This is a genomic window from Flectobacillus sp., assembly GCF_049240685.1.
GTDB lineage: Bacteria > Bacteroidota > Bacteroidia > Cytophagales > Spirosomataceae > Flectobacillus.
On sequence record NZ_JBMLSD010000296.1, the window covers coordinates 1 to 13,879 of the forward strand.

A 13,879-nucleotide genomic window follows, 5' to 3' on the forward strand; every position below is an offset into this window, starting at 1 on the left:
CTTGCTCGTGGTTTGTCTTATTATACAGGAGCAATTTTTGAAGTAAAGGCCTTGGATGTTCAAATTGGCTCTATCACAGGTGGAGGGCGTTATGATAACCTAACAGGAACATTCGGTGTTCCGGGTCTTTCGGGTGTTGGCATTTCTTTTGGCGTCGACCGTATCTATGATGTCTTGGAAGAATTGAAGTTATTCCCAGAAAACCAGACTGTAACCACCAAATTATTGTTCTGTCATTTCGGAAAAGAAGAACAAAATTATACATTACCATTGCTTCGTGCAGCTCGTGAAAAAGGTATCAATGCGGAGGTTTTTCCTGACAACTCAAAAATCAAAAAGCAATTGGATTACGCCGATCGTAAGAAGATTCCTTTTGTAGTAATTGTTGGCTCTGATGAAATGCAAAATGGCGTATTGACGCTCAAGGACATGAATTCGGGCGAGCAGTTCAAGTTAACGATTGAGGAAGTTTTCGAGAAAATTGGCTAAGATTACATCAATATAAATACAAATCCCCACTAAAAATATCAGTGGGGATTTTTTTATTACTGTATACATAAATCTTCTAATTCGGCTTTATTTCCAAGAAACACATTGAAATCAACAGTACCTTTTATACCTTCAACCCAGCCATTTTTGTTATGTTGCCAAAACCATAATTTGGAACCATATCCTTTCAAAGATTCTTTGGAATAATCTGCAATCCAAAGTGGATATTCATCAAAATTTCCTTTAATAAACTTCTTATAAAAATTGGGATTAGTATAAATAATTGGTTTTGCACCATAATGGTTTTCTACCATTTCGAGCCAAACGCCAATTTCACGGATAATTTGTTCGTCTGGTTTCAGGGAGTTTTGTTCGATATCCAAAACAGGCACAAAGTCGCCTTTTTCTAATTTGACAGAATTGATAAAATTACGGGCTTGTCCTACTGGTTCGCGCCAAGCAATATAAAAATGATAGGCTCCTCGCTTCATTCCGAGCTTTCGAGCATGCTCCCAGTTACGTTCAAATTGGCGGTCGGCATGCGTAATGCCTTCTGTTGCTTTCAAGAAGGCAAACTCTATTTTGAGATTTTCCTCAAAACGCATTTTTTTTACCTTCTTCCAATTGATTTCGCCATTGTGATGAGATACGTCAATTCCATGTACTTCGTATTTGAGTGGCATTGAAATCCCCAATTTAGAAACCTTTTCCCATCCATTGGGATTGGGTCTAAAAAGCAAAACAATGCCATAAATCCCCCAAATAATAAGGGAAATAATTGACAGGAAAATCGTAACAAGTATGGCGATTTTTATATTGCGTGGTAAAGCGAAATATCTTTTCAGTAATAGTTGAATCATTTTGCAAAAATATAAAATTCATACTAAACTATTTCTGAACTACTTGCGCTTTTGAAAGAAGATTTTGATAGAAAAGATTGTCATAAGGCATTCTATAATTTGGAATTGGACTTACATGCCTGCTGTGTTAGCAAAAAGCGTTCGAAAATTGATTTTCGAACGCTTTTTTTGTTATTGCTCTGTTATGTATGACTCGGCTTAAGATGCAAAGAATTACCGCTCTATAGCTTCAATTTCAACTTGCTTAATTTTAATTCAAAGCCAAACATAGCACAAAACAACCTATTTGTTTGGCTGTGGTGTTGTACGCAAATATGGTTTTACCACCGTAAATCCTTTCGGGAATTTTTCGCTAGCATCTTCAGTCTTTACGGCAGGCGTAATGATTACATCTTCACCGTCTTTCCAATCTGCTGGAGTAGCTACTTGGTAGTTGGCAGTCAGCTGCAAAGAGTCAATCACGCGCAACAATTCTTGGAAGTTACGGCCTGTTGATGCAGGGTATGTCAAAGTTAATTTAATTTTTTTATCTGGACCGATAATAAATACCGAACGAACTGTAGCCTTTTCTGAAGCATTAGGGTGAATCATATCATACAAGGTGGCTACATTGCGGTTTTCATCGGCTATGATTGGGAAGTTTACGGCTACTCCATTCACTTCTTCAATATCTGGAATCCAACGTTGATGAGAGTCTAAGTCATCTACCGATACAGCAATAACTTTTACACCTTTTTTCTCAAATTCACCTTTAAGCAAAGCGGTTTTACCTAGCTCAGTTGTACAAACTGGTGTAAAATCTGCTGGGTGACTGAACAACAGTGCCCATGAATCACCTATCCATTCGTGAAAATTGATTGTACCTTGTGTTGTTTCTGCGGTAAAATCTGGGGCGATATCTCCTAATCTCAATGACATATTACTTTTTGTTTTAGGTTTATTTCTTTGTGTACTCTAATTAGTCTATAAACTTACAAGATTATGTTGATTTTAGTTCCTATTTTGATAAAAACTTTCTAAATCTTGATAAAAATCAGTTTATGAGAAAAAGTTTTAGTCGAATATACAAAGATTAGGACTATTTTTTATTATTTTAATGATAAAAGTAAATGTGAAGTATTTTGATAAAATAACAAATTATAGAGTTTTTTAAATAATGATACCATTTACAACAAGCACACCAAGCGATTTTTAGATACTGCCAACATACATACAAAACCCAATTCTTTTACTATGAAGTATCATTTTTCTAAAATAATAAATTATGAAGCTTGGGCAAACGAGCAAATTATACAAGCTTTACAATCTCTTGACCGCCCAGATTCCCGTTCTTTAGAATTATTATCACACATTCTTGCAGCACATTTGAATTGGTATAACCGTGCCAGAGAAGTACGTGGCTATATTCCTTTGTGGGAAACGAAGGATTTCTCGGAATGCGTGATTATGCTTCGTAATGTGACTCAGCGATGGAAGGAGCTGGTAGAACAGAGCGAGGAATTAACTTTTGGAAAAACGATAAACTATACCACAGGACAAGGTGAAACTTATTCTTCAAGTTTGTACGAGATTTTAACTCATTTATCTTTTCACTCTGGTTATCATAGAGGGCAGCTTGTAAGTCATCTAAAAGGAAAGATGAATGAATTACCCGTAACAGATTTTATTATTTTCGCTCGTGGAGAAGGTAATCAATAAGGCGGTAAGCGTAGATTAAAGTCTTAAAGCGGTAGTGATTTAGCCAATGAGCAACAATTGCTTATTGGCTAAATCACTAAATTTAGATACTGTTTTTTGAATAGTTATGCTGATGGTTTTTCAATCACAAAGTTATGATTGGTATAAATACAAATATCAGCTGCAATGGTTAAGCCTTCTCTGACCATTTCTTCGGCTGTTAGGTGGGAGGCATGTTTTTTTAGTGCCAAAGCTGCCGAAAGTGCATAATTACTACCAGAGCCAATGGCCGCTATACCATTTTCGGGTTCTAAAACATCACCTGTGCCAGATATAATCAAGGCTTCTTCTTTATCCGCCACAATCATCATGGCTTCTAATCTGCGCAAATAGCGGTCGGTACGCCAATCTTTTGCTAATTCAATACTAGCGCGTTTCATATTACCTCCATAAGCATTGAGTTTCTCTTCAAATCTTTCCAAAAGAGTAAATGCATCGGCAGTAGAACCCGCAAAACCAGTAACAATTTTACCATTTAGCAATTTTCTGATTTTACGAACATGGTTTTTGGCTACAGTGCTCCCCATAGTAGCCTGTCCATCTGCGCCAATGGCTACCTCACCATTGTGCACAATCGCCAAGACGGTGGTTGATCTAATTTTTTCCATTTATTTAAAAATAAAGTGTTTGTCGGTAAAGAAAAATGGAAGTTAAGCCTTCTATAAAACACAAAAGATGAAAGACTCTTCTCATCTTTTGGATAAGAAGTATCTTTCATCTTTTGATGGTTCAAATACTTGGATTACACCAATAATTTGATTGGATCTTCAAGCAATTGCTTGAATGTTTGCAAGAAAGCAGCACCCGTTGCACCATCTACTGTACGGTGGTCACAAGTCAAGGTTACTTTCATTACGTTAGTAGCATAGAATTGTCCGTTTTTCACACCAACTGTTTCTTTGATACCACCTACAGCCAAAATACAAGATTCTGGTTGGTTGATGATAGAAGTAAACTCGTCGATACCAAACATACCTAAGTTACTTACTGTAAATGTATTGCCTTCCCAATCTTTTGGTTGCAATTGTTTATTTTTAGCCTTACCACCCAAATCTTTCGCTTCGGCAGAAATTTGTGATAATGACTTTGTATTAGCAAAACGGATTACAGGAACCAACAAACCATCTTCAACCGCTACTGCCATACCGATATGTACGTGGTGGTTGATACGGATTTTGTCGCCCATCCAATAAGAGTTTACTTTAGGATGTTTAGTCAAGGCTACGGCTACTGCTTTGATTACCATATCATTGAACGAGATTTTCACAGGAGAGAATTCGTTCATTGAAGTACGAGCAGAGATAGCCTTATCCATATTGATTTCCATCGTTAGATAGAACTCAGGAGCCGAGAATTTAGACTCAGACAAACGGCGTGCAATCGTTTTACGCATTTGGTTTACTGAGAATTCCTCGTAGCTTTCTTGACCCAAGATGGTAGCTGGAGCTGCTGCCGCTGGTTTAGCAGCTGGTGCAGCCTTAGGAGCAGGAACATAATTATCGATATCAGTTTTCACGATACGACCATTTTCTCCTGAACCTTTTACCTCGTTCAAGTTGATACCTTTGTCTTTTGCCAAAGCTTTTGCTAAAGGAGAAGCTTTAACACGACCATCAGCTGATGTTACTGTTGCCTCAGCCACAGGAGTTGCAGCTGGAGCAGGAGCTGCCGCAGGAGCAGCAGTTGCTACTGGTGCAGGTGCTGGTGTGGCTGCTGGAGCTGGCGCTGCTGGAGCAGAACCCGCTGACAACAATGCTTGATAGTTGGCACCAGGCTCACCAATTACAGCGATAACGTCATCTACTGCAACAGTTTTACCTTCTTCGATACCTATGTACAATAAAGTACATGGAGAATATTTTGAGATATCAATGAAGTTATCAAGATCAAACTCCATTGTTGCTTTGTCAGTTTCAACTTCTGCCAAAAGAGCTTCGCCAGGTTTGATTACATCCCCAACTTTACGAAGCCAAGTAACAAGCGTACCCTCGGTCATGGTATCACTCATTTTTGGCATACCAATGATTTCTGCTTTGATACCAGAGGTATCAACCGCAGGAGCTGCAGGAGCAGCAGGCGCCGCCGAAGGAGCTTCAGCAACAGGTGCAGGAGCTGCCGCCGCAGGAGCACCACTCAAAAGATGCTCGTATGCTTCGCCATTTTCACCAATGATAGCGATAATGCTATCGATAGGTACAGCTTTACCTTTTTCTAAGCCAATGTATAAAAGTCTACAATCTTTAAAATTGCTCAAGTCCATTCTCTCATCCAAATCAAGCTCCATTGTCGCTTTATCTGTTTCGATTTCAGCCAAAAGACCGTCGCCCGGCTTGAGGACGTCGCCAACTTTCTTGAGCCACTCTGCCACAACACCTTCAGTCATGGTGTCGCTCATTTTGGGCATCGTAATAATTTCTGCCATGATTCTTAGTTATAGGAAATTTATGGTCGAAGCAACTTGCGTTGCATCAATCTTTAATTAAAGGGATTTGAAATACCGTTTTAAAGTAATTTACAAATATAAAACAAGCATTAACGCTAGACAACACATTTATATTAGTTAAGAACCACTAATCAAATCTTTTTCTGCTGGCACCCTGTTTCATTTCAGACGCCAAAAATAAGAGTAAAGGATTTGTTTCAAAAGTTATCTTTGAAAAATATAATTTTGTCCTTTATTAATCCTGATAGTTTTTACTCAATCTTTCTATAATTAAATTTAGAAAAGTTAATTTTGCAATCCCAAGGAAAAGGATTGACTATAAAAGACCTTTCTTTGTTTTTTTTACCCTGTTTTTGTAACGATTCTAATCACATTTTGTTTGGATTACTTCGTGATTTCTCTTGCTAGTTACATCAATAAAGGTGTTTATCTTATAATACAGACTATCGGTAAAAGTGGTTCCTTAACTTAGCCTAGAATATTTTATCAAAGCCTTGATAATTCTGAGGAAGTATCCACCAACAATCTTTTTATGTACGAAGTTATTTACAACAAAACATATCTTTCTTTAAGCCTCTGTTTGATTGCGTGGTTGGCATTTAGATTCAGACCACAAATCGAATCATTTTTTGACCGAATAGGTAAAACTGCTTCGTTTTCTCTATTGGCGTTCATATTTCGTATACTTCCGTTTTGGGTTGTATATGTGTATTATGGAATTGATGCGCAGTCTGATGTCCAGATTTTTTGGCATTCGGCTCAAAAAGCAAAGGAATTAGGCATTGTATATCGTGATTTTCCTTCTTTGTATTCGCCTTTGTTTGCCTATATTACAGCTATTCCTTTGATATTTTGGGATACCGCCAGAGCCGTTACACTGCTCATGATAATTATCGAGTTATTGATTTTGCTACTTACCATGCGAACTTATCGGAATGGCTTATCTAGTGGGCAAATTTTATTCAAGACGCTGATTTATTTGTGTTTTCCTGCCCCATTTATTTTTTGTGTTATCGGAGGGCAAGAGGATATTTGGATGTGGGGATTTGCTTGTTTGATGGTTTGGGCATGGCTTAAGGGAAAATCTGATTTTATATTGGGTGTTATTGTAGCATTAGGGCTGATTGTTACAAAAGCGTTTTTTGTTCTATTTGTTCCTCCAATTTTCCTTAAACTAAGTAATCGTTGGCATTTTATATTGGGAATGGCCGCGCTAGGAATCCCAACATTAGCCTTTTTATATTTGCATGGAGGCACCGCTTTTTTGATGCCGATACAATTGGCACAAGAGCCTATGTGTCCCAATATTTGGTCTGTAACTTACCCCATACTAGGCGATTTGATTGCCAGATTTAATATTCGAATTTTAAACTGGATTGGACTTTTTGTGATTGTTGGGGCTACCTCATGGCAAGCGGTCAAATTCAAAAATCTTGAATTAAAACAATTTGTTCCTTTTGTGTGGCTGGGTATTTTTGGCGTGATGATGATATTTCAAATAGGAGCGTACTCAAATTATATTTTTATCTATGCTATGCCAATGCTTTTTGGATTGGTGAATTTTGAGGATAAAAAGTTTTTTGTGTATTCTTTTATTATTCAAACGGCGGCCGTTTTACAACCTTCCCTTTGGTTTAGGGTCGGAAAACCTTTTTATACTTGGGTGTTCTTTTTGCAGGGTAAATTTATCATCGAATATGTTTTTCAATTAGTTATTTTCTTTGGCGTAATCTATTGGATGTACTATGCTTATCAACAAATGAAAAAAGCGATTGTGTAACTTTAAAATGAAGTTCAGGAAAAATTTCTTCGTTTCCCTGAACCTCATTGTATTCTAAACTTTCACTACGTCCATGGTTTCGAGATACACCAAATAACCTTCTACTTCGGTGTAACCCATAGCTTGATAGATTTTTTGATAGTCTTTTACCTGATATTTGTGACTATTACTTTTTGACCCTGTTTTATAATCTAAAATTACGATTTTTGAGCCCATTTTGATTACTCTATCGGGGCGTAGTGGCGACTGATTGGGTCTTAGAATTTCTCTTTCATTACGGATAAAACGTTCTGGAACTTCAAAAAACGGACTGATTTCGGGTAAATCAATAATTTGTTGAATGGTTACTTTTAGCTCTTCTTGTTCATTTTCAACAATTAATCCTTCACGCTGTAAATCTGCCAAAGCGTTATCTATATCTTTTTTGGTTTTTATTTTGGCAAAAGCTGCATGTACTTTATTTCCGTAATCTTTACTTTTTTCAAAAGTTTCTAAGTCAAATAATCTTTCTGCCGATTGTTTGAGCTGAATGGTCTGACTGCGTTCTGAAGTCACAATTTCCTGAATGGTCATTGTAGGAGCAATCTTTTCTTTCTCTGGTTTCAAAACCTTGGGCAAACCATCGTATAATACCTTCGTGAAGGGTTCTTCGGGAGGCATAGCTTCGCCATCTACAAAGCGAAGCAATAAGCCTCCAACGGTTTTATTAAGATTTCGCATATCTCTTTTGACCACCATATACAACCTATCTTTAGGACGAGTCAGTGCTACGTAGAGCATATTAAGGCTCTCAAGAAAAGTTTCTTCTTTTTCGGCTCGGTATTCCTCTACCAAGTGCGTATTTTCTAGCTCCTTAACCATTTTGAGCGGAGCTGTTGTCAAGGCTTTGGTAATATTCTCTTCCGCTTGTTCTACGATTAATTCCTCAAAAAGTCCTTCGTCTTCCAACCCAAACCAACGAGAAGAATTAAGCCCTGTGTCAATAGACCAATGACAATAAGGAATAATGACCACAGGAAACTCCAACCCTTTAGACTTGTGTACACTTGTTACCGTAACGGCATTTTGTCCTGCTGGCGACATGATAGAAAGGCTTTCTTTTTTATTTTCCCAATAATTGATAAAATCGGTCAGGTGAGTACTTTTCATGTGCTGAAACTCAATGACAACATCTAAGAATCGGAATATAAAGTCGAGTTCTTTGTCATGTTTGAAAAGCTCAAAAGTCTGTAATAACTTTTCGGCTATTTCATATAAACTCATTTGCTGCAAGGCAGTAGGAACAAGACTTTTATCAATTATTTCAAAAAACTTCAAGATATCACGACTCTCGATGGTTTCCTTGATTACCTTATTTTCTTGTGTATTAGGCACTTTGTGCAAAACCACTCGATAGTACAAATACACCGCCTCATATTTGGCGAGGGCATTATCTGGATTTTGGACTACCTTCATGATTGCCATGATTAAATTGACGGCATCTGAAGCGGCTAAACTCAATGAATCCGAAGAAATTACGTCGATATTTCGTTCCTTCAATGCGTTAGCGATTACCTTAGAATCTTTATTTCTACGACATAAAACCGCTACATCTTTGAGCTTATAACCGATAGCGAGTACCTCTTCCAGAATTTGCTCAACTTTTTCAATCATCAAGCGGTCGGTTTCTTTTCCGATGATAAAATCCACTTGCACATGACCACCCTCCAGAGGTTTGGCAGGTACTTTTTGTGCAAAATATTCGTCATAAACCCTTGGCAAACTTGGTGCTATTGCCAAATACTCAGGGTCTACTTTGATGGCTTCGAAGAGCGCATTGTTAAAGTTGATAACCTCGGCAGAGCTTCGGTAATTGGTATTTAAGTTTTCGGGCTTGATATAGGGATGAATATTTTCGTAGCGTTCTACCAAAAAGGTATCATCGGCAATAGGTTTGGTCAAATCATCAATTTGCTTTTTATGCAAATTCACAATCAAACCCATCTCGCCACCTCTGAATCGGTAAATAGACTGTTTGGCATCACCCACAGCCAAATTGAAGTGCCCACTGGCGAGAGCGTTTTCTATCAAAGGCAAAAAGTTATGCCATTGTAGGGTAGAAGTATCCTGAAATTCATCTATCAAAATATGATTGTATCGTTCGCCCAAACGCTCGTAAATGAATGGAATGGGTTCATTTACCACAATTTCAAGGATTTTACGGTTAAATTCCGAAATATGTATTTGACCCGATTCATCTTGAATAGCTGCTATTTCTTTTTTTAACTGACTCAACAACGCAAGCTTTTTGATTTGCTTTAAGATTTCACGATAAAGCAAAAATCTGGGCTTCAATCGCTTTTGTGCTTCTAGCAAAAAGTTTCCTGTATCAGTTAGTGTATCGGCAATGCCCATAATCGTGGCAGCAATAGGCTTGGTTGCACTTTTGGCATGCCAAGTATTGTCGGCCAAAGCATTCAAAAATCTTGCCCCAGGTTCTTTGAAAACATCATTACCGTTTGCTAATTGAATAAAATACCCAAACGGACCAGTTTTTTTAAAAGCAAAATCATCTACGGTCAAATCATTTTCGTTGGCAGTTTCTAGCGCAATCGCCACGATTTCTTTGATGTGTTTTTCGACGCCTTGATTAAAATCCTTAAGTTGCTGTTCTATTTTCAGAAAATCCAGCGGTTCTAATGTACCCAATTTCTCAATATGTTCTTGAGACTGGTCATTTAATAAATCTCGACCAAAATTGGCAATTTCTTCATTGATACCATTCCATGAACGCCCGTCGGTGGCTTTGTCTAAGGCAAAACTTTTGATAGCCTCCGTAATTTGCTCGTAAGTTTCGGTATTGGTTTTTTGTAATAATTGCTCAACGGCAGCATCCAATAGCACCTCAGAATCAAGGTTTACCTCAAAATTGAATGGAAAACCTAACTCTTCGGTAAAGGCACTTACCACTCGCTGAACGAATGAGTCAATTGTCGAGACCGAAAAGTTCGCGTACTCGTGTATGATATGCTTGAACGTAGCGGAGGCACGTGCACGTAAAGTAACATCGTCTATTTCGATACCTTCTTGTTGGAGTTCTTCTAATATCTGATTAAAAAGTCCTTGTTCCGTCGCTTGCTCTTGCGGGTCGTTACTGGAAAAAATACGGAGGTATTTCAAGATACGCTCTTTCATTTCGCCCGCTGCTTTGTTAGTAAACGTTACTGCCAAGATATGGTTGAAATACCAAGGCGATTTGGAGCGAAGTGCCAGTTTGATATATTCTTTTGCTAAAGTGTAGGTTTTTCCCGAACCTGCCGAGGAGGAATATATTTTGAAATATGTTTCGTGCTGAGATGCACTCAAAAAATCCGTCATAAGTGTTGCTGTTAGAGCTGAGGAAGTATGTTTAGCAGATACAAATTTAGAGAAATATTTAGGCTATTTTTCTAAAAAGAAAGCTGAAAAAGTATTCATATTTAAAAGTATTTTTAGTGTAAAATTAAAAGAATCCTTTTATCCTAATCCTATACCTTTCTTCACAAAAGCAATATAACGAGTCGTACTTCCCTACAAATTTAACACGTGAACCACTGCTTATCAGCGGTTTGATACTTTCACATAACATATATACTTCAATGTTAGCATCTTATTCTACGTATCTGGTGTTTTTGATACCTGTACTTTGCCTTGTTTTTTACAAATTCATTTTTCGTTTATTGGGTATTATCATTGTTCCAGAGGATCGTATTGGTTTGGTAACCAAAAAGTTTGTCTTAATAGGTGACAAGAAATCCCTGCCAGAGGGTCGGATTTTTGCCACAGAAGGAGAAGCGGGTTTCCAAGCAAAACCCTTAGCACCGGGGATTTATTTTTGGCTTTGGATTTGGCAATATGATGTTGTATTGCAACCGCTTACCGTTGTGCCAACAGGCAAAATTGGTTTGGTTTTGGCACGTGATGGTAAGGAGTTAGAAACAGGCAGTATTTTGGCTCGCAAGGTCGAATGCGACGGTTTTCAAGATGCGGAGGCTTTTTTAAAAAATGGTGGTAGAAAAGGTCGGCAAACTGCTATTATCACTGCAGGTTCTTATCGAATAAACACCTTTTTATTTGAGGTTGAGATTACAGATATTACCGAAATACAAGAAAATATGGTAGGTATTGTAACTACCATGGATGGTGCCTCGATTCCTGTAGGTCAAATTTCGGGTAAGCCTATCGAAGGGCATAATAACTTTCAAGATGCCGACCAGTTTTTGAATGCTGGGGGTAACAAAGGCTTGCAGCAACAAGTAATCTTAGCAGGTTCTTATAACCTTAATCCGTGGTTTGCCAGAGTAGAGGAAATTCACATGACCGAGATTCCGATTGGACATGTTGGTGTTGTAATCTCGTATGTGGGTGAAGACGGTGTAGATATAAGTGGTACAGAATTTAAACATGGCAATATTGTCGAAAAAGGTTTCAAAGGAGTCTGGAACGAACCTCTCGGGCCAGGTAAATATCCTTTAAATACTTATGTACAGAAAATTGAATTGGTACCAACAACCAACCTTGTATTAAACTGGGCAAGTGCCCGTTCTGAATCCCATCAATTGGATAAAAACCTTTCGACGATTACGGTGCGTTCTAAAGATGGTTTCCCATTTAATCTGGATGTTTCGCAAATCATTCATATTCCTAATTATGAAGCGCCGAAAGTAATCGCCCGATTTGGCAATATGAACAATCTGGTGAGTCAGGTGCTAGAACCAACTATTGGTAACTATTTCAGAAATTCAGCGCAGGATTCAGATGTCATTTCTTTCTTGGGCTCTCGTGCCGAGCGCCAAGACACCGCACGTAAGTATATTGCTGAAGTACTCAATCAATACAATGTAAACGCAGTAGATACGCTGATAGGGGACATCGTTCCGCCAGAATCTCTGATGAAAACATTGACAGATAGAAAGTTAGCTGAAGAGCAAAAAGTGACTTATGACACCCAAAAAATGGCGCAAGAAACCCGTCAGGCATTAGAGAAAGAAACCGCGATTGCTGATATTCAGAAGGATATAGTAAAAGCCGACCAAGGTGTGGTAATTGCCGAAAGAGTTGCCGATGCCGCTGTGAAAAAAGCACAAGGTGAAGCCCAAAGTTTGAAATTACAAGCTGGCGCAGAGGCTGAAAGAGTAAAACTCCAAGCCAGTGCCGAGTCGGAAAGAGTTAAATTGTTGGCAACTGCCGAAGCGGAAAAAATTAGCAAAACAGGTAACGCCGAGGCTGAGAAAATCTTGGCTATTGGTAAAGCCGAGGCTGAATCGTATCAATTACAAGTTTCGGCGATGGGTGGAGATAATTTTACTCAATTAAAAATCACCGAAAGTATTGGTAAAGAAAAAATAAAAGTAATGCCAGATATTTTAATCACAGGAGGAAACAACGAACAAGGTGGTCCACTGAGCGGACTGTTAGGATTAAAATTGATGGAAGAAATGACTAAAAAACAAAAAAATGAAGATAATCCTTTAGAATAAAGTTGAGTTATAAAATTCTCAAAATCCAAAACACCGACGGGCAATTTTGCAGTCGGTGTTTCATATACTCAACCTATTTGGTAGTTTATAATCCCTAATTGCAAAGTAATCGTATACAATTACTTACAACATTCAGTTTGAATCCTGTATCATTTTTATTCTTGATTCTGGTCGAGTACTACGCTATATCATTTGGTATATCAAGAGACACTTTTTTATTTTTTGAAGAAAAATTTAAAGAATGAAGATGTTGAAAGAAATTTTGATATTTGTGTGTTTGGCAATATTCGTTTAATTTGCTCATTAACAGAATATCGACTTACCTCTCATTTTTTATGCAGACACTCATCACAAACGATGCCATTGTTTTTGGTTTACTCATTGGAATCATTGCTTTTACCTTTTATACCTCAAGTATTAAATCCTCTTTTTGGCAAAAGTTTTATCAAATTATTCCGAGTATATTGGTATGTTATTTTGTACCGGGTTTGCTCAATTCATTTCATATTATTTCTGGCGAAGAATCTAAATTATATGCTGTAGCCTCCAAGTTTTTGCTTCCAGCGTGTTTAGTTTATTTTACGATAAGCATTGATTTTCAAGCACTCAAAAAACTTGGTCCCAAAGCCTTAATTGTATTTTTGGCAGGTTCATTAGGCGTTATGGTGGGTGGACCCGTTTCTCTATGGGTGGTAAAAACTATATGGCCAGAGGTATTGGTAGGAGAGGTTTGGAGAGGCTTGGCCACCATTGCAGGCAGTTGGATAGGAGGAAGTGCCAATCAGACCGCCCTGAAGGAAGTTTTTCAACCCAGTCCAGAGGTCTTTTCACAGGCTATTGCTGTCGATGTGATTACGGCTGAACTATGGTTAGCTGTATTATTATTTGGAGTAGCTCGTAGTGCCAAACTTGATAAATGGCTTGGAGCAGATACATCAGCCGTGGAGGAAGTAAAGCAAAAAATGGAAGCAGAATCAGCGCATCAACAATCAAGCTTAAGCGTGAAAGACTTGATGTTGGTCTTGTTTGTGGGTTTTGGAACTACAGCCCTTGCTCATGCCTGTGCCGATAT

10 protein-coding genes are annotated in these 13,879 nt (G+C 38.0%); 5 read left to right on the top strand and 5 right to left on the bottom strand.

The genetic code is table 11. The features are described 5' to 3' along the window. Positions 1-489: His/Gly/Thr/Pro-type tRNA ligase C-terminal domain-containing protein (locus ACOVQ4_RS13315; RefSeq protein WP_421821122.1), on the top strand; the 489-nt coding region annotated here is incomplete at its 5' end. A gap of 56 nt (positions 490-545) precedes the next feature. Here ACOVQ4_RS13315 and ACOVQ4_RS13320 read toward each other — a convergent pair. Next, complete coding sequence (locus tag ACOVQ4_RS13320) at positions 546-1,349, bottom strand: glycoside hydrolase family 25 protein (protein WP_421821123.1); 804 nt, start codon at positions 1,347-1,349, stop codon at positions 546-548. Positions 1,350-1,631: 282 nt separating this feature from the next. Further along, a complete protein-coding gene (locus ACOVQ4_RS13325; RefSeq protein ID WP_421821124.1) occupies positions 1,632-2,267 on the bottom strand; it encodes a peroxiredoxin in 636 nt (211 codons plus the stop codon). Positions 2,268-2,582: 315 nt separating this feature from the next. On the opposite strand from ACOVQ4_RS13325, the gene ACOVQ4_RS13330 reads away from it, so the two are divergent. Further along, a complete protein-coding gene (locus ACOVQ4_RS13330; protein WP_421821125.1) occupies positions 2,583-3,047 on the top strand; it encodes a DinB family protein in 465 nt (154 codons plus the stop codon). A 104-nt stretch (positions 3,048-3,151) separates the two neighbouring features. Here the strand turns inward: ACOVQ4_RS13330 and hslV are convergent, their stop codons facing one another. Then, complete coding sequence (gene hslV, locus ACOVQ4_RS13335; RefSeq protein ID WP_421821126.1) at positions 3,152-3,694, bottom strand: ATP-dependent protease subunit HslV; 543 nt, start codon at positions 3,692-3,694, stop codon at positions 3,152-3,154. Between the two features lie 134 nt (positions 3,695-3,828). After that, positions 3,829-5,508 carry a 2-oxo acid dehydrogenase subunit E2 gene (locus ACOVQ4_RS13340; RefSeq protein WP_421821127.1) on the bottom strand — a complete coding sequence of 560 codons (1,680 nt, stop codon included), beginning with the start codon at positions 5,506-5,508 and terminating at the stop codon, positions 3,829-3,831. Between the two features lie 553 nt (positions 5,509-6,061). On the opposite strand from ACOVQ4_RS13340, the gene ACOVQ4_RS13345 reads away from it, so the two are divergent. Further along, positions 6,062-7,309 (top strand): hypothetical protein, encoded by a 1,248-nt coding sequence (locus ACOVQ4_RS13345; RefSeq protein ID WP_421821128.1) that lies wholly within the window; start codon positions 6,062-6,064, stop codon positions 7,307-7,309. 54 nt (positions 7,310-7,363) lie between these two features. On the opposite strand, the gene ACOVQ4_RS13350 is transcribed toward ACOVQ4_RS13345, so the two are convergent. Continuing rightward, positions 7,364-10,666: a UvrD-helicase domain-containing protein gene (locus ACOVQ4_RS13350; protein WP_421821129.1), complete on the bottom strand. Its 3,303-nt coding sequence runs from the start codon at positions 10,664-10,666 to the stop codon at positions 7,364-7,366. A gap of 260 nt (positions 10,667-10,926) precedes the next feature. On the opposite strand from ACOVQ4_RS13350, the gene ACOVQ4_RS13355 reads away from it, so the two are divergent. Both ACOVQ4_RS13355 and ACOVQ4_RS13360 read left to right on the top strand, forming a co-directional pair. Then, positions 10,927-12,807, top strand: coding sequence for an SPFH domain-containing protein (locus ACOVQ4_RS13355; RefSeq protein ID WP_421821130.1), 1,881 nt, complete (start codon positions 10,927-10,929; stop codon positions 12,805-12,807). Between the two features lie 335 nt (positions 12,808-13,142). After that, on the top strand, positions 13,143-13,879 hold a 737-nt coding region (locus tag ACOVQ4_RS13360; protein WP_421821131.1), incomplete at its 3' end, for a DUF819 domain-containing protein.